16 protein-coding genes are annotated in these 15,164 nt (G+C 74.7%); 6 read left to right on the forward strand and 10 right to left on the reverse strand.

All coding sequences use genetic code 11. The annotated features are described in order from the left end of the window. Positions 1-19: 19 nt before the first annotated feature. On the forward strand, positions 20-1,549 hold the full coding sequence (locus tag ACFVU3_RS25575; RefSeq protein WP_390069643.1) for a tetratricopeptide repeat protein: 1,530 nt from the start codon (positions 20-22) through the stop codon (positions 1,547-1,549). Positions 1,550-1,600: 51 nt separating this feature from the next. Here ACFVU3_RS25575 and hppD read toward each other — a convergent pair whose 3' ends face one another. Then, entirely contained in the window at positions 1,601-2,746 is a 1,146-nt protein-coding gene (gene hppD, locus ACFVU3_RS25580) for a 4-hydroxyphenylpyruvate dioxygenase (RefSeq protein WP_390069645.1), read from the reverse strand. 121 nt (positions 2,747-2,867) lie between these two features. Here hppD and ACFVU3_RS25585 point away from each other — a divergent pair, with 121 nt between their 5' ends. The 4 genes from ACFVU3_RS25585 to ACFVU3_RS25600 all read left to right on the forward strand — a co-directional run bounded on the left by ACFVU3_RS25585 (position 2,868) and on the right by ACFVU3_RS25600 (position 5,710). Beyond that, the gene (locus tag ACFVU3_RS25585) at positions 2,868-3,344 is read left to right on the forward strand and encodes an Lrp/AsnC family transcriptional regulator (protein WP_043228120.1); all 477 of its coding nucleotides are present in this window, start codon (positions 2,868-2,870) and stop codon (positions 3,342-3,344) included. A 95-nt stretch (positions 3,345-3,439) separates the two neighbouring features. Beyond that, a complete protein-coding gene (locus ACFVU3_RS25590) occupies positions 3,440-4,039 on the forward strand; it encodes a helix-turn-helix domain-containing protein (RefSeq protein ID WP_390069647.1) in 600 nt (199 codons plus the stop codon). Between the two features lie 127 nt (positions 4,040-4,166). Further along, a complete protein-coding gene (locus ACFVU3_RS25595; protein WP_390069649.1) occupies positions 4,167-4,340 on the forward strand; it encodes a hypothetical protein in 174 nt (57 codons plus the stop codon). Then, positions 4,337-5,710 carry an MFS transporter gene (locus tag ACFVU3_RS25600; RefSeq protein ID WP_390069650.1) on the forward strand — a complete coding sequence of 458 codons (1,374 nt, stop codon included), beginning with the start codon at positions 4,337-4,339 and terminating at the stop codon, positions 5,708-5,710. The genes ACFVU3_RS25595 and ACFVU3_RS25600 overlap by 4 nt, the downstream gene beginning before the upstream one ends. Here ACFVU3_RS25600 and ACFVU3_RS25605 read toward each other — a convergent pair. Both ACFVU3_RS25605 and ACFVU3_RS25610 read right to left on the reverse strand, forming a co-directional pair. Beyond that, positions 5,643-6,425, reverse strand: a complete 783-nt coding sequence (locus tag ACFVU3_RS25605) for a S16 family serine protease (RefSeq protein ID WP_390069756.1) — start codon at positions 6,423-6,425, stop codon at positions 5,643-5,645. The genes ACFVU3_RS25600 and ACFVU3_RS25605 overlap by 68 nt on opposite strands. A gap of 189 nt (positions 6,426-6,614) precedes the next feature. Beyond that, entirely contained in the window at positions 6,615-7,709 is a 1,095-nt protein-coding gene (locus ACFVU3_RS25610; protein WP_390069652.1) for an acetylhydrolase, read from the reverse strand. Between the two features lie 83 nt (positions 7,710-7,792). On the opposite strand from ACFVU3_RS25610, the gene ACFVU3_RS25615 reads away from it, so the two are divergent. Further along, on the forward strand, positions 7,793-8,854 hold the full coding sequence (locus ACFVU3_RS25615) for an ArsR/SmtB family transcription factor (RefSeq protein WP_390069653.1): 1,062 nt from the start codon (positions 7,793-7,795) through the stop codon (positions 8,852-8,854). On the opposite strand, the gene ACFVU3_RS25620 is transcribed toward ACFVU3_RS25615, so the two are convergent. The 7 genes from ACFVU3_RS25620 to ACFVU3_RS25650 all read right to left on the reverse strand — a co-directional run bounded on the left by ACFVU3_RS25620 (position 8,792) and on the right by ACFVU3_RS25650 (position 14,868). Next, the gene (locus tag ACFVU3_RS25620; protein ID WP_390069655.1) at positions 8,792-9,265 is read right to left on the reverse strand and encodes a MarR family winged helix-turn-helix transcriptional regulator; all 474 of its coding nucleotides are present in this window, start codon (positions 9,263-9,265) and stop codon (positions 8,792-8,794) included. The two genes, ACFVU3_RS25615 and ACFVU3_RS25620, sit on opposite strands and share 63 nt — an antisense overlap. Positions 9,266-9,329: 64 nt before the next feature. Further along, complete coding sequence (locus ACFVU3_RS25625) at positions 9,330-9,971, reverse strand: IclR family transcriptional regulator (protein ID WP_189847334.1); 642 nt, start codon at positions 9,969-9,971, stop codon at positions 9,330-9,332. A gap of 420 nt (positions 9,972-10,391) precedes the next feature. Further along, on the reverse strand, positions 10,392-12,185 hold the full coding sequence (locus ACFVU3_RS25630) for a DEAD/DEAH box helicase (protein ID WP_390069657.1): 1,794 nt from the start codon (positions 12,183-12,185) through the stop codon (positions 10,392-10,394). 194 nt (positions 12,186-12,379) lie between these two features. Continuing rightward, entirely contained in the window at positions 12,380-12,772 is a 393-nt protein-coding gene (locus ACFVU3_RS25635; RefSeq protein ID WP_390069659.1) for a type II toxin-antitoxin system death-on-curing family toxin, read from the reverse strand. Next, on the reverse strand, positions 12,769-12,969 hold the full coding sequence (locus ACFVU3_RS25640) for a CopG family transcriptional regulator (RefSeq protein WP_384312531.1): 201 nt from the start codon (positions 12,967-12,969) through the stop codon (positions 12,769-12,771). The genes ACFVU3_RS25635 and ACFVU3_RS25640 overlap by 4 nt, the downstream gene beginning before the upstream one ends. A gap of 113 nt (positions 12,970-13,082) precedes the next feature. Continuing rightward, the gene (locus tag ACFVU3_RS25645; RefSeq protein WP_390069661.1) at positions 13,083-14,558 is read right to left on the reverse strand and encodes an MFS transporter; all 1,476 of its coding nucleotides are present in this window, start codon (positions 14,556-14,558) and stop codon (positions 13,083-13,085) included. Positions 14,559-14,700: 142 nt separating this feature from the next. After that, on the reverse strand, positions 14,701-14,868 hold the full coding sequence (locus ACFVU3_RS25650; RefSeq protein ID WP_390069662.1) for a hypothetical protein: 168 nt from the start codon (positions 14,866-14,868) through the stop codon (positions 14,701-14,703). Between the last annotated feature and the right edge of the window lie 296 nt (positions 14,869-15,164).

Below are 15,164 nucleotides of genomic sequence, written 5' to 3' on the forward strand. Positions count from 1 at the left end.
CGGGCGCACAGTGAGGCGCATGAGCCCCATGAAGAGCCAGAACGTGTCGCGGGTGGTGCTCGCCTCCGGGGTGGGGGCGGTCCTCGCGGCGACGGCGCTGCTGTACCTGCCGGAGTTCCTGGGCCGGGACGATCCGCGGCCGCCGGGTCCCGCGCAGCGGGCGGCGAGCGCGGCGCACGCGGGGGCCCCGGCCGCGCTGCCGGACCTCCTCGCGCTGATCGGGGACCGGGAGGAGTGGCTGCGGGAGCACCCGGACGACGCGTCGTCGTGGGCGGTGCTGGGAGCGGCCTACACAGAGCGGGGCACCCGGCTCGGGGACGTGCGGGACCTGCCGCGGGCCGAGCGGGCGCTGAACCGGTCGCTGGCGGAGCTGCCCGCGTCCCGGGGGAACGTGGACGCGCAGCTCGGCCTCGGGGTCCTCGCGGGGGCGCGGGGCGACTGGACGGGCGCGAAGCGGTGGGGCGAGCTGGCCAGGAAGGCGGCGCCGCGCCGGTGGACCACGTATCCGCCGCTCATCGACGCGTACAACGGCCTCGGGGACCACGCGGCGGCCCGGAAGGCGATGGAGCGCCTGGAGGAGCTGCACGGCGGGGCGGTGGTGCGGGGCCGGGCGGCGCAGGTCTACCGGGACCGGGGGTGGCGGGAGGACGCGGACGCCACGGCCCTGGACGCGGCGGCGCTGGCGGCGACGGACGCGGAGCGGGCAGCGGCGCACACCCGGCTCGGGCAGTTCGCGTGGGAGCGGGGCGAGCCGGCGGAGGCGCTGGAGCGGTACGGGGCAGCGCTGGGGTTCGTCCGGGACCACGCGCCGGCGCTTGCGGGCCGGGCGCGGGCGCTGGCGGCCCTCGGGCGGACCGACGAGGCGCAGCGGGACTGGCGGGGCGCGCTGGCCCGGCAGCCGCTGCCGGAGTACGTCCTGGAGTCCGGGGAGCTGGCCGAGTCGCTGGGCCTGGACGGGGACGCGCGGGCGGCGTACGCGAGCCTGCGGAGCGGGCGGTGGGCGTCTCCGTCGACCGAGGTCGTGCGGGGGCTGCTGGACGCCGACCACGGTGAGCCGGTGGCGGCGGTGGCCCGGCTGAAGGCCGCGTGGGCGAAGGGCCACCGGTCGGTGGCGGTCGCGGACGCGCTGGGCTGGGCCCTGTACCGGGCGGGTGAGCCGGCGGAGGCGCTGCCGTACGCGCGGCGGGCCACCGACGAGGGGCTGCGCAGCGCGTCGTTCACGTACCACCTGGGCGAGATCGAGCGGGCGCTCGGGCGGACGGGACCGGCGCGCCGGCACCTCGCGGAGGCGCTGCGGATCCATCCGTCGTTCTCGCCGCTGCACGCGCCGCGGGCGCGGGCGGCGCTCGTGGGGCTGGGCGAGCCGGATCCGGACGCGGTCCCGGAGGACGCGCTGTCGGAGAAGGAGCTGAGGGAGATGAAGGAGCGGGGGAAGGCGAGGGCGGCCGAGGACCCGGAGGGTGCGGGAAATCCGGAGCAATCGGAGCAATCGGCGGAATCGGCCGGGTCGGTGGATCCGGGCGGGCCGGAGGAGCCGGAGGCCGGGTGACCCCGCGTCCGGGACGGGCCCCGTGCCCCGTCCCGGACGCGCGAGCCGGTCCTACAGGTTGCCGCGCTTGTCCTGCTCGCGCTCGATGGCCTCGAAGAGGGCCTTGAAGTTGCCCTTGCCGAAGCCCATGGAGCCGTGGCGCTCGATCATCTCGAAGAAGACGGTCGGGCGGTCCTGGACCGGCTTGGTGAAGATCTGGAGCAGGTAGCCGTCCTCGTCGCGGTCGGCGAGGATCTTCAGCTCGCGCAGCTCGTCGATCGGGACGCGGGTGTCGCCGACCCACTCGCCGAGGGTGTCGTAGTAGGTGTCCGGGACGGACAGGAACTGGACGCCGGCGGCGCGCATCGCGCGGACGGTGGCGACGATGTCGTTGGTGGCGAGGGCGATGTGCTGGACGCCGGGGCCGTTGTAGAACTCGAGGTACTCGTCGATCTGCGACTTCTTCTTCGCGATCGCCGGCTCGTTGATCGGGAACTTCACCTTCTTGGTGCCGTCCGCGACGACCTTCGACATGAGGGCGGAGTACTCGGTGGCGATGTCGTCGCCCACGAACTCCTTCATGTTCGTGAAGCCCATGACGTCGTTGTAGAAGGTGACCCACTCGTTCATCTTGCCGAGCTCGACGTTGCCGACGCAGTGGTCGATCGCCTGGAAGGTGCGCTTGGCCGGCGGTTCGACGATCGGGGCGGCGGCGACGTAGCCGGGGAGGTACGGGCCGGTGTAGCCGGAGCGCTCGACGAGGGTGTGGCGGGTCTTGCCGTAGGTGGCGATGGCGGCGAGGACGACGGTGCCGTGCTCGTCCTTCAGCTCGTACGGCTCGACCAGGCCGGTGGCGCCGTGGGCGACGGCGTGGGCGTAGGCCGCGCGGGCGTCGGGGACCTCGATCGCGAGGTCGACCACGCCGTCGCCGTGCTCGGCGACGTGCTCGTCGAGGAAACGGCCCCAGTCGGTGGTCGCCTTGATGACGGAGGTGAACACGAAACGGGCGGAGCCGTTGGTGAGGACGTAGCTGGCGGTCTCGCGGCTGCCGTTCTCCGGTCCGGAGTAGGCGACCAGCTTCATGCCGAAGGCCGTGGAGTAGTAGTGCGCGGCCTGCTTGGCGTTGCCGACGGCGAAGACGACCGCGTCCATGCCCTTCACCGGGAAGGGGTCGGCCTCACGCGCGGTGGAAGGGGTGTGGTCAAGGGTCTCAGTCATGGCAGCAGGGTCCCGCCGACCCGCAAGGTGCGCAATAGTTCGCTGGAGGGGTGGTCAATCTGTACAGCGACCCAGGAGTATGTGCGGGCGACTTGTACATCGTGACCATTCGGAGGGCGCTGTGGCGATCGATCATTTGGACGGGCGGCTGATCGTGCTGCTGGCGCGGGAACCGCGGATCGGCGTCCTGGAGGCGTCGCGCCGGCTCGGGGTGGCCCGCGGCACCGTCCAGGCACGGCTCGACCGGCTCCAGGCGAGCGGGGTGATCCGCGGGTTCGGCCCGCAGGTGGACCCGGCGGCCCTGGGCTATCCGGTGACGGCCTTCGCGACGCTGGAGATCAAGCAGGGACAGGGCGCGGACGTGCGGGAGCACCTGGCGACGGTCCCGGAAGTGCTGGAGCTGCACACGACGACGGGCCACGGGGACATGCTCTGCCGGCTGGTGGCGCGGTCGAACGCGGACCTCCAGCGGGTGATCGACAAGGTGGTGGCCTTCGAGGGGATCGTGCGGGCGTCGACGGCGATCGTGATGGAGAACGCGGTGCCGCTGCGGATCATCCCGCTGGTGGAACAGGCGGCGGGCGGGGAGCCGGAGTAGCCCCGGAGGGCCGGGCCGGGACGCACCCCGAGTTACAAAGAAGGTGTTGCAAAGAAACCCTTGCAACACCTTCTTTGCATGTCTACGCTCAGGGCATGCCCGAGCCCGAGAAGGCCGCGAAGGCCCCGCAGAAGCACGAGACCCGCACGCTCGACCCGCGCTCCCTGCGCGGTCTCGCCCACCCGCTCCGCATGCAGCTCCTCCGCGCCCTGCGTCACCACGGGCCGGCCACCGCCTCCCAGCTCGCCGAGCGCCTCGGCGAGTCCAGCGGCGCCACCAGCTACCACCTGCGCCAGCTCGCCGCCCATCACTTCGTCGAGGACGACCCGAGCCTCGGCAAGGGGCGCGAGCGCTGGTGGAGGGCGGCCCAGCAGGGCATCCGCTGGGACGAGTCGCTGCACGCGGACCCCGACCCGGAGGTGCGCGGCGCCGCCGACCTCCTGCTGCACGAGATCGCGACCAACCACACCCAGGAGCTGTCGACCTGGATCGCCACCCGCCACGACTGGCCCGCCTGGTCCGGCGCGTCGGACATGAGCGACTTCACCCTGCGGCTCCCGCCCGCCGTCGCACGCGAACTCGGCGAGCGGCTGCACGCGCTGATCGACGAGTACCGGTACTCCCCCGAGGCCGAGGCCCCGGACGCCGCGCGCGTACGGCTCCACCTGCACGCGTTTCCGCAGCGCGAGGAGTGACGCGGGGCGGGCGCGGCGGGCCGCCGCGCCCGCGCGGGCCCACCCGCCACCGCCACCGCACCCCGCACCCCGCACCCCGCACCCCGCACCCCGCACCGAACACCACCACGGAAGGGACCGCGAGATCATGCATGCCGACATCCACCTCCTGCTGCACCGGGCGACCGCCGCCGAGGCCCACCGGAAGGCCGCCGCCGCGGCACGGCCGGCTCCGCCGCGTGTCCCGCTCGGGCGGCGCCCCGTCACCTGGGGCCCGCGCCCGTCCGCCCCGGACGGCCTCTCGGTCACCCTCGCCGCATGAGCGCCACGGGGGGAACACCGCCGAACGGGACCGACAGGAAGCCCCTGTTCACCGTCCTGACCGCCAACGCGATCTCCATAGCGGGCAATTCGCTCACCCTGATCGGCGTCCCGTGGTTCGCCCTGGAGACCACGGGCTCCCCCGGCAAGGCCGGTCTCGTGGCCTTCTGCGCGGCCCTGCCGGTCGTCCTCTCCGCGATCGCCGGCGGGCCCGTCCTCGACCGGATCGGCCGGCGCCGGGTCGGCGTCGCCTCCGACCTCGTCTGCGGGCTCGCCCTCGCCGCGATCCCGCTGCTGCACCACTCCGGGCTCCTCGCCTTCTGGATGCTGTGCGCGCTGATGGGCGTCAGCGGGCTCTTCCACGCCCCCGGCGAGACCTCCCGGTACGTCCTCGTGCCGGACCTCGCCGAGCGCGCCGGGACCCCGCTGGCCCGGGCCGCGAGCCTGTACGACGCGGTCTCGCGCGGGGCCCGGATGGGCGGCGCCGCGCTCGGGGGCGTCCTGGTGGCGACGGTCGGCGCGGACTCGGTGCTGCTCTTCGACGCGGCCACCTTCGGGGTGTCCGCGGTGCTCACCGCCGTCGGGCTGCGCCGGCTCGCCGCCGCGGCGCCGCGCCGGGACGGGCCGCCGCTCTCCGCCGCGCGCTACCGCGCCGACCTCCGCGAGGGGTACGCGTACCTCTTCGGCGACCGGCTGATGCTCGGCATCATGCTGATGGTCATGGTCACCAACGGCCTGGCGCTGAGCTGGAGTTCGGTACTGCTGCCGCTGCACGCCCGGGAGCACCTGGGCGGCCCCGCGATGCAGGGGCTGCTGGTCGCCGTCTTCGCGGGCTGCGCGCTCGGCGGGGCGCTGCTCTACGGGGCGGTGGGCCACCGCTTCCCGCGCCGGGGGATCTTCACCGTCGGCTTCCTCCTCACCGGCGCCCCGATGTTCGTGGTGGCGGCGACGACGGAGACGGTGGCGCCGCTGCTGGTGACGGCGGTGGCGGCCGGGCTCGGCGCCGGGGTGCTCAACCCGATCCTGGCGACCGTGATGTACGAGCGGGTGCCGGAGGAGCTGCGCAGCCGGGTGGCCGGCGCGAGCACGGCCGGGGTCCTGATGGCGACCCCGCTGGGCGGCCTGCTGACGGGCCTGCTGGTCGAGCGGGCGGGGCTGACGGCGACACTGCTCGGCGTGGCCGCGGTCTACTTCCTGGTGACGCTCACGCCGGCGCTCTTCCCCGCCTGGCGCGGCATGGACGCGAAACCGGCCGGGGCGGCCGGGGCGGGACCGGGCCCGGACCCGGCGGCGGACGCGCCGGCTAGCAGGACGGGACCTTCGACTCCTGCCCCTGTCCCAGGTTCCGCAGGGACGCCACCGCGTCGCTGAGGGTGGAGACGGGCACGAGCCGCATCCCGTCCGGGAGTTCGGCCTCCGCGTCCGAGCACTCGTCCTTCGGCACGAGGAAGACGGTGGCGCCGTCGCGGGAGGCGGCCTGGGTCTTGAGGGAGACTCCGCCGACCGCGCCGACCTTGCCGTCCGGCGCGATCGTGCCCGTACCGGCGACGACCGCGCCGTCGGTGAGATCGCCGCCGTCGCCGTCCCCGTCGAGCTTGTCGACGACGCCGAGGGCGAAGAGCAGGCCGGCGCTGGGCCCGCCGACGTCGGCGAGGTGCAGGTCCACCTTCACCTGCTTCGGGTCCAGGTCGAGGTAGTTGAGGGCCGCGACGGCGGCGGCGTCCTGGGACTCCTTCATCTGCCCGAGGTTGCGCTTCTCGATCTCGGCGTCGGACTTCCCCGGCGGGTAGACGGAGTCGTGCGGCAGCACCGCGCGGTCGGCGCGGAACCAGGCGTCGGCGACGTCCCCGAGGTCGACGTCGGTGCCGGGGCCGGTGGCGAGGATGGTCGTCATCCGCAGCTGTCCGGTGGTGGGCCGGACCGGGGCGCCGGTGATCGTGATGACCTCCCGCCCCTGGTCCTTCCCGAGGACGTCGGTGGTGGTCCCGGGCTGGGCGATGGCGAACGGCAGCGGCGCGAGCCCGGCCACGGCGACCAGCGCGACGACGGGCACGGCACACGCCGCGAGCACACGGGACCGGGGCATACGGGAGAGACGCGAGAGCACGTCCCCAATCTACTGGGCCGGACCCGGCACCGGACCCGGCACCGGGCGCGGCCCGGCGGGCGGCCGCGCGCGACCGCCCCGGCACCGGGCACCGGACGCGGGGCCCGCACGCCGCCGGGCCGCCGCCGGGCCGCCGCCGGCACCGTCCCGGACCGGCGCCCGGCCGCCTCAGCCGCGGGCGCGGGCCGGCGTCCGGCCGAAGAAGGCCCGCAGTTCGCGGCGGACGGTCGCGAAGGCCGCGGACGCGTCTCCGGGGCCGACGAGCCCGTTCCGTACGGCGTCCGTCACGAGGCCCGCGGCGTGCAGCCGGGGGACGACGGCCGCGTGGTCGGTGAAGACCCAGTGGCCGGCGGCGCGCAGGGTACGGCGCCGGGCCCGCAGGCCCGCCCAGGAGCGGGCGATCCGCTCGGCGCCCTCGAAGCCGTCGGTGTCCAGCAGGAGCAGCGGGCGCCGGCCGGGCCAGGGTTCCAGGTCGAGGTACCCCTCCAGGTCGGCGACGGCCCGGATCCGGGGGTCGCGGGCGGCCAGGAGGGCGGCGGCGGTGCCGCCGGCGGAGTGGCCGTAGATCCCGGCCCCGCGCGGGTCCGGCACGGTGCCGAGCGGCAGCTCGCCGAGCCGGTCGAGGACGAGGCGGAGGTCGGCGACGCGGGTCTCGACCATGGTGCGGAAGGTCGCCGGGTCCGGCGGGCCGTGGAGCACGGTCTCCCGGACAGTGCCGTCGGGCATCTCCACCTGGCTCGCCTCGCCGGGGTGGTCGACGAGGACGACGACCGCGCCGTGGCTGGCCAGGTCCTCGGCGAGGCCGGTGCCGAGGGTGCGGGCGTCGCCGCCTCCGGGCGTGGAGAGCACGACGGGCCGGCGGCCGGGGAGCGGCGGGGCGCCGGAGTGCGCGTGGGTGAGCGTCCCGGCCCAGTCGACGCCGGCCGCCGGAAGGCCCCGGACCAGGGGCGCGAGCGTCGCGAAGACGGACGCCTCGGCCGGGGTGAGCTGCGGGGCGCGCGGCAGGCCGGTGACGGTCCGGGCCGGGTAGACGGCGGAGACCACCACCTGGCGGGCGCCCAGGGCCGGGTCCCAGGGGTCGGTGCGGGTGCGGTCGGTGAAGGTGTGCCGGACGACGCCGACGGGGTGGGGGCCGGTGGGCGCGGGCAGCACCGGCAGGAGCGGGCCCACGGGGGCGGCGGCGTGGGCGCGGGCGCCGAGGAGGGCGGTCGCGGCGCCGAGGGCGGCGGCCTTGCCGAGGCCGCGGCGGGAGAGGCTGGTCATGACGGGCATGCTGGGGGCGGCGGGGGCGCGGCGGCGAGGCTTTCGGTCCCTGCCTCAAGGCTGGACGGACGGGGGCGAGAGGGTTGCTGCGGATCCACTTCACGGCGGAGGACCTGGCCCTGGTGCGGCACGCGCCGCGCCCCTCGCCGGTGCCGGAGCTGCACGCGGCGCTGCTGATGCTGGGAGCGCCGCACGAGGGGGTGTTCTTCGGGCGGTGGCGGGCGCGGCTGCTGCGGGCCCTGCCGGACGCGGCGGCACCGCTGGCGGACCTGGCGCCGGGCGGGGTGGCGCCGCCGGTCTTCCTGGACGTGCTCGGGGAGACCCGGGAGGAGGGCTTCGCACTGGTCCGGTCGGCGCCGGCGCAGCTCGTGCGGTCCGAGCTGGAGCGGGTGCGCGCGGGGCGGCGCCCGGTGCCGCCCTGGGCGGGGGCGCTGCACGCCGGGGACGAGGGGGCGTGGCGGGTGCTGGAGCGGGCGCAGCGGGCGGCGTACGGGGCGGTCCTGGCGCCGGTGTGGGGGCGGGTGCAGGACCTGCACCGGGCGGAGTTCGCGCGGCACGCGGTCGCGCTGGCGGAGGGCGGGCTCGGGGCGGCGCTGACGGCGCTGGCGCCGGGGTCGCGGTTCGCCGGCGGGGTGTGGGCGTGGCCGGGCGGGTCCGGGGAGGTGCGGCTCGGCGGGCGGGGGCTGGTGCTGCTGCCGACCTTCCACTGGCGGGGCGGGCCGCTGGTGCAGGACGTGCCGGGGAGGCCGGTGGTCGTCGCGTACCCGGCGGGTCCCGGCGTGCCGCCGGTGCCGGAGGGGCCCGGGGCGGCGGAGGAGCCGCTGGCGGGGGTGGTGGGGGCGACGCGGGCGGCGCTGCTGCGCTCGTTGGCGGAGCCGCGGACGACGACCGAGCTGGCGAGGGCGCTGGGGGTGTCGGCGGCGACGGTCTCGGCGCACACGGCGGCGCTGCGCGCGGCGGGGCTGGTGGGCACGGTCCGCGCGGGGCGGTCGGTGCGGCACAGCCGGACGGCGGTGGCGGAGCTGCTGGTGGGCCGGGGGTCAAGGGGCGGGGCGGTGGCGGAGCCGCCGGTGGGCCGGGGGTCAGGGGGCGGGGCGGTGGAGGGTGCCGTTGAGGGCCCGGAGGGCGTCGAGGGCGGCGCCTAGGGCGGCGACCTCGGGGGCGGTGAGGTCCTGGAGGGCGCGGGCCACGTGGGCGCCCATCAGCTGGTCGACCTCGGCGATCTCGCGGCGGGCGGTCGCGGTGAGGTGGAGGTGGGCGACGCGCTTGTCGTCGGGGTCCTGGCGGCGCTCCAGGAGGCCGAGGCCGGTGAGCTGGCGGACGAGGGCGCTGACGTTGTTGGCCTTCATCAGGAGGGCTTCGGCGGCCTCGCGGACGGTGACGCCGTCGTGGGCCTCGACGTGGCGCAGCAGGGCGAGCTGGGCGTCGGAGGGCTTGCGGTGCGGGAGTTCGAGGTCGGCGTGGCGCTCGATGGCCCGGGAGAGCACGGGCAGGGTCGCCACGAGCCCGGCGGCCACGTGGTCGGCGTCGCCGGAGGGCGTACGGAGGTCGGGCATGCCGCCACTGTAGGAAGAAGAGATACCTATGTCAACATAGGTATCTCTTCCCGGGTGCGCCCGCCTACCGCAGCGCGTCCGCGACCTCGCGCGCCGCGTCCACGACGCGCGGGCCGACCCGCTCCGGCACGGCGTCCGCCAGCATGACCACGCCGACGCTGCCCTCTATGCCGGTCACCCCGACCAGCGGCGCCGCCGCCCCGCTCGCCCCGGCCTCCAGCTCGCCGTGGGTGAGGGTGAAGCCCGGGTCGATCAGGGTGCCCTGGCGGGCGGCGAGGATCGCCCGGCCGGCCGCGCCCCGGTCCAGCGGGTGCCGGAAGCCGGCCCGGTAGGCCACGTGGTAGTCGGTCCAGGTGGGCTCGACGACGGCGACGGCAAGCGCCTCCGCCCCGTCGACGAGCGTGAGGTGCGCGGTCGCGCCGATGTCCTCGGCGAGCGACCGCAGCGCGGGCAGGGCCGCCTCCCGCACCAGCGGGTGGACCTGGCGGCCGAGGCGCAGCACGCCGAGGCCGACGCGCGCCCGGCCGCCGAGATCGCGGCGGACGAGGGCGTGCTGTTCCAGGGTGGCGAGCAGACGGTAGACCACGGTCCGGTTGACACCGAGTTTGTTGGACAACTCGGTGACGGTCAGGCCGTGGTCGGTGTCGGCGAGCAGCTTGAGGACTCTGAGTCCTCTGTCGAGCGTCTGGGAGGTCTCCGCGGTCACGACGCCCTCTCCTTCGAAAGTGAGTGGCGGCGGGCTCCCACGGGGTTCGCGGCGCCGGTCCCGTCGGCGACGCACGTCAGAGGCCGCCGGCAGGAAGGGGTACACCGGCTGCGCTCCGCGGCGGCGCTGCCACGGGGCGATTGCTTTTGAGCCGGGACAGTAGCGACCCGCTCCGCTCAGCGGAAGACCTCGTCCAGAATCCGGGCGCGGGCGACCGGATGCGGACGGTTCAGGACTTTCGTCGGTCCTCCTCGGGACTTTGGCTGACAGATACGGCTATGTCGTGCCCGTAGCGTGGAGGGTGCCGGACGGCCGTCCGTGGGGGCCGGCCCCGGTGTCGATTCCCGCCGCGCGCGGGATGAGAAGGAGGCCCGTACGACCGCCGTCGTACGGGCCTCTCCCACGTTCCGGGCCGGGCGGTCACCGCATCCGGGTGGCCCACTCCTGCACCTTCTTGATCCGCTCGCGGATCTGCCCCGCGGTGGCCTCCGCGCTCGGCGGGCCGCCGCACACCCGGCGCAGCTCGGTGTGGATCACACCGTGCGGCTTGCCGCTCTGGTGGACGTAGGCGCCGACCATGGTGTTGAGCTGCTTGCGCAGCTCCAGGAGCTCCTTGTGGGAAACGACGGGCCGCCGCTCCGCCGGAAGCTCCAGCAGGTCCGCCTCGCTGTCCGGCCGCTTGCGGCTGTGCGCGATCTGCCGGGCCTGCCGCTTCTGGAGCAGCAGCTGCACCTGGTCGGGTTCGAGCAGGCCCGGGATGCCGAGATAGTCCTGCTCCTCCTCGCTGCCGGGGTGGGCCTGCATGCCGAACTCGGCGGCGTTGTAGAGGACGCGGTCGAAGACGGCGTCGGACTCCAGCGCCTCGAAGGGCAGCATGTCCTGCTCGCCGGTGTCCTCGTCCTGCTGCCGCTCCGCCTCCGCGAGCTCCTTCTCGGACTCCGCGTACGGGTCCTCCTCGCCGCCCTTCTTCGGCTTGTCGAGCACGTGGTCGCGCTCGACCTCCATCTCGCTGGCGAAGCCGAGGAGGTTCGGGATGGTGGGAAGGAACACGGAGGCGGTCTCGCCGCGCCTGCGCGATCGCACGAAGCGCCCGACGGCCTGCGCGAAGAACAGCGGCGTGGAGATGGTGGTGGCGTACACGCCGACGGCGAGGCGGGGCACGTCGACGCCCTCGGACACCATGCGGACGGCGACCATCCAGCGGTCGGTGTTCTCGCTGAACTCGTCGATGCGGTCCGAGGCGGCCGCCTCGTCGGAGAGGACGACGGTGGCCTTGGTGCCGGTGATCTCGCGGATCAGCTTGGCGTAGGAGCGCGCCGAGTCCTGGTCGGAGGCGATCACGAGGCCGCCCGCGTCCGGGATCGACTTCCGCACCTCGGTGAGGCGCTGGTCGGCGGCGCGGAGCACGTTCGGCATCCAGTCGCCGCGCGGGTCGAGCGCGGTGCGCCACGCCTGCGAGATCGCGTCCTTGGTCATCGGCTCGCCGAGCCGCGCGGCGATCTCGTCGCCGGCCTTGGTCCGCCAGCGCATGTTGCCGCTGTAGGAGAGGAAGATGACCGGCCGGACGACGCCGTCGCCGAGCGCGTTCCCGTATCCGTAGGTGTAGTCGGCCGAGGAGCGCCGGATGCCGTCGTTCCCCTCCTCGTACGTCACGAAGGGGATCGGGTTGGTGTCGGAGCGGAAGGGCGTGCCGGTGAGGGCGAGCCGCCGCGTGGCGGGCTCGAACGCCTCCAGGCACGCCTCGCCCCACGACTTCGAGTCACCGGCGTGGTGGATCTCGTCGAGGATGACGAGGGTCTTGCGCTGCTCGCAGCGGTTGCGGTGGAGCATGGGCCGCACGCCGACGCCGGCGTACGTGATGGCGACGCCGTCGTACTCCTTGCTGAGCGGCCCGGCGCTGTACTCCGGGTCCAACTTGATCCCTATCCGCGCCGCGGCGGCCGCCCACTGCTTCTTCAGGTGCTCGGTGGGGGCGACGACCGTGACCTGCTGCACCACGTGGTGGTGCAGCAGCCAGGACGCGAGGGTCAGGGCGAAGGTGGTCTTGCCGGCGCCTGGCGTGGCGACCGCGAGGAAGTCACGGGGCTGCTCCTGGATGTACTTCTCCATCGCGCCCTGCTGCCAGGCTCGCAGCTTGTTGGCGGTGCCCCAGGGAGCACGGCCGGGGAAGGCGGGAGAGAGGTGATGAGAGGAGGTGGCGGTGGTGGTAGTCACGATCTCCGGTCACGGTTCGACGCTCGTCCAGACGCTCGTCCAGATATGACAACCGGGCCACCTTACCGGCGGGCCGACCGGAACCTCGATCGAACACGGGGCGTCCGACGCTCTGACCTCGGGCCGTGCGGCGAGCGTCACATCCACCGCACGGCCCGGCCTCGACGCGGCGCGCGCACCCCGGGAGGCGAGGCTCAGCCCTCGCCGGGGACCACCAGCTCGCGCAGTCCCCGCGCGATCGTCTCGATCTCGTCGAGCGAACCGATGGCGACGTCGACGACCAGGCGTTCCGCCGCGTCGATGTCCGGCCGCAGCTGGACGCCGTTCATGGCGAGGAAGGTGACGCAGGAGAGCCACGCCGTGCGCTTGTTCCCGTCGACGAACGGATGGTTGACCGCGAGGGACTGGAGCAGCGCGGCGGCCTTGCCGACGAGGTCGGGGTACGCCTCCTCGCCGAACATGGCCGCGGACGGCCTGTGCACCGCCGACTCCAGCAGCCCCGCGTCACGTACGACGACGACCTGGTCGTCGACCGCGTACCCGGCGACGACCAGGACGTCCTCGGCCGAGAGGTAGACACAGCTCACTTGAGCCGCTCCATCAGCTCGTGCCACTTGGCCGCCTGCTCCATGGCCGTCTTCCGCACGATCGCCTCCTGCGCGGTGCGCGCGAGGTAGTCGTCCACGGCCTTGAGGAGGATCGCGTGCATGCTCGTGCCCTCCTGCTCGGCGCGCTGCTTGAGGGCTTCCGTCTGGTCGTCGCGGAGACGCAGGTTCATGGCCATACCAGAACGGTACCATCGTGGGGCCAAAGTGGTACTGGATTCTCTCGGGTCACGCCGCGAGCCCGGCAGGATCCGGAAGGGCCGCGAGCCCGGCAGGATCCGGAAGAGACGGCCTAGTCGCCGCGGCGCCCGTCGCGCAGCCGCGTCGCCACCCACGCCCCCGCCGCCGCGACCCCCGCCATGGGCAGGAAGACGGCCGCGAAGGCACCGGGGTGCGAGGCGTCGGAGGCGGCCGAGGAGACGGCGTGGCCGACCGCGCCGCCGCCGAGGGCGGCGAAGGCCGCGCCGCCCACCGCGAGCAGCAGGACGTTCGAGAGCCCGTCGGAGATCTGGAGGGCGGCCGAGTTCGCCCCGGCCTCCTCCGGCGGGGAGAGCTTCATCAGCAGCACGCTCGTCGAGGCGATCACCACGCCCATGCCGAGGCAGCCGAAGCCCCAGGCGACCGCGACCACCCACACCGGCACGCCCGGCAGCAGCACACTGGGCGCGGCGGCGATGGCGAGGGCGACCAGCAGCATGCCGAGGACGACCAGGCGCTCCCGGTACGGCTCCGTCCACGGCCGCGACTGGACCCAGGAGCCGAGCGCCCACGTCAGCCCGCCCAGGGCGAGCGAGAGCCCGGCGAGCGTGGGGCTGAGCCCGCGCTGGGTGACGAGCATCAGCGGCACGAAGGACTCGGCCGCGATGAAGGACCCGGCCGCGACGCCCCGCAGCAGGATCACGGACGGCAGCCCGCGCGCCGCCCGGACCGTGCCGCGCGGCAGCAGCCCCCGGACGGCCGGCACGAGCAGCGCCGCGCCCGCGGCGGCGGGCAGCAGCGACAGCCAGCGCAGCTCCTGCCCGGCGTACTGGAGGAGCCCGGCGCCCGCCGAGATGGCGAGGGCCAGCAGGATCCGGCGCCGGTCCCACGCCGCGAGCGGCGCCGACGGGTCGGCGGGCCCGGAGGCGGTCCGCCGGATCGCCGGCAGCGCGAGCGCCAGCGGCAGCACGACGAGCGCCGGGATCCCGACGAAGACCCACCGCCACCCGAGGTGCTCGGTGATCGTCCCGGCGGCGAGCGGCCCGACCACGGAGGGCACCACCCAGGCGGCGGCGAAGGCCGCCATGATCGCGGGCCGCAGGTGCTCCTCGTACGCCCGGCTGACGACCACGTACAGCGCGACGATCACCAGCCCGCCGCCGAGACCCTGCACGGCCCGCCCGAGGATGAACACCCACATCGCCGTGGCCGTCCCCGACAGCAGCAGCCCCGCCGCGAACGCGCTCATCCCGGCCGTCAGCGCCGCCAGCGGCCCGTTCCGGTCCGACCACTGCCCGGCGACGACCATCCCGAAGAGGCTGGTCGTGAAGTACGCGGAGAAGGCGAAGGCGTACACGGACACCCCGTCCAGCTCCCGCGCGGCCACCGGCATCGCGGTGCCGACGGCCGTCGCCTCGAAGGCGATCAGCAGGACGACGGAGACGATCCCGATGCTGAGCGCCCGGTGGGCCCCGTCCAGGACGGAGCCGCGGGGTATGTCGTCGACGGATACGGGTCCGTGTCCGGGTCCGGCGTCGACGCCGGCCTCACGGGGTTCGAGGGCGCTCATCCCCCCAGAGTAAGGGCCGTATCCCCGGGTGACCCCTGTCGCGGGGCGTAGCCGCCCTTCCCCCTTTGGTCCTACGCCCCCTCACCTCGGACCTGCCCGGATCTGCTCGGATCTGCTCGGATCTGCTCGGATCTGCTCGGATCTACTCCGGCAGCGCCTTCAGGACGGGCGTCCCGGTCAGCCCCGCGTCGTCCTCACAGCCGAGCTTCCTGACGACGGCGAGGGTGACGGAGTGGAGGACGGTGAGGTGCGCCTCGCGGACGGGGACGGTGTCGGGGAGCTTGGACCGGATGAAGTTGAGCTCTCCCATGACGCGGGCGGGACGCTTGTCGGACCCCTGGAGCCGAGGGCTGGTGCACCTGACGTAGAGCCGCGCCCGTTTCGGCCCGGACAGGGCTTCCACACCCATGGCGTACGGATGAAGGCTCGCCAAGCGCCTGCCCCCGGCGAGCTGGGTATCCCTGTAGAGGCGGAATTCGACCGTGATCTCGTCCGAGGTCGTCGACGGACTGGCGCGACACAGGCGATGCCCCGGCGGCCTCCGCTCGCCCTTCCCGTGATCCGCCGCGAGCGCGTCGGCGGTCCGTTCCAGCCCGCCCCTCGGAT

Source organism: Streptomyces sp. NPDC058052 (genome assembly GCF_042885515.1).
Taxonomy (GTDB): Bacteria; Actinomycetota; Actinomycetes; order Streptomycetales; family Streptomycetaceae; genus Streptomyces.

Excerpts from the sequence above, each read along its gene's own strand:
- ACFVU3_RS25600 (WP_390069650.1), top strand. The coding sequence starts at position 4,337 with ATGAGCGCCACGGGGGGAACACCGCCGAACGGGACCGACAGGAAGCCC.
- ACFVU3_RS25595 (WP_390069649.1), top strand. The coding sequence starts at position 4,167 with ATGCATGCCGACATCCACCTCCTGCTGCACCGGGCGACCGCCGCCGAG.
- ACFVU3_RS25645 (WP_390069661.1), bottom strand. The coding sequence starts at position 14,558 with ATGAGCGCCCTCGAACCCCGTGAGGCCGGCGTCGACGCCGGACCCGGA.
- ACFVU3_RS25605 (WP_390069756.1), bottom strand. The coding sequence starts at position 6,425 with ATGCCCCGGTCCCGTGTGCTCGCGGCGTGTGCCGTGCCCGTCGTCGCG.
- ACFVU3_RS25640 (WP_384312531.1), bottom strand. The coding sequence starts at position 12,969 with ATGGCCATGAACCTGCGTCTCCGCGACGACCAGACGGAAGCCCTCAAG.
- ACFVU3_RS25575 (WP_390069643.1), top strand. The coding sequence starts at position 20 with ATGAGCCCCATGAAGAGCCAGAACGTGTCGCGGGTGGTGCTCGCCTCC.
- ACFVU3_RS25590 (WP_390069647.1), top strand. The coding sequence starts at position 3,440 with ATGCCCGAGCCCGAGAAGGCCGCGAAGGCCCCGCAGAAGCACGAGACC.
- hppD (WP_390069645.1), bottom strand. The coding sequence starts at position 2,746 with ATGACTGAGACCCTTGACCACACCCCTTCCACCGCGCGTGAGGCCGAC.
- ACFVU3_RS25620 (WP_390069655.1), bottom strand. The coding sequence starts at position 9,265 with ATGCCCGACCTCCGTACGCCCTCCGGCGACGCCGACCACGTGGCCGCC.
- ACFVU3_RS25650 (WP_390069662.1), bottom strand. The coding sequence starts at position 14,868 with ATGGGAGAGCTCAACTTCATCCGGTCCAAGCTCCCCGACACCGTCCCC.
- ACFVU3_RS25610 (WP_390069652.1), bottom strand. The coding sequence starts at position 7,709 with ATGACCAGCCTCTCCCGCCGCGGCCTCGGCAAGGCCGCCGCCCTCGGC.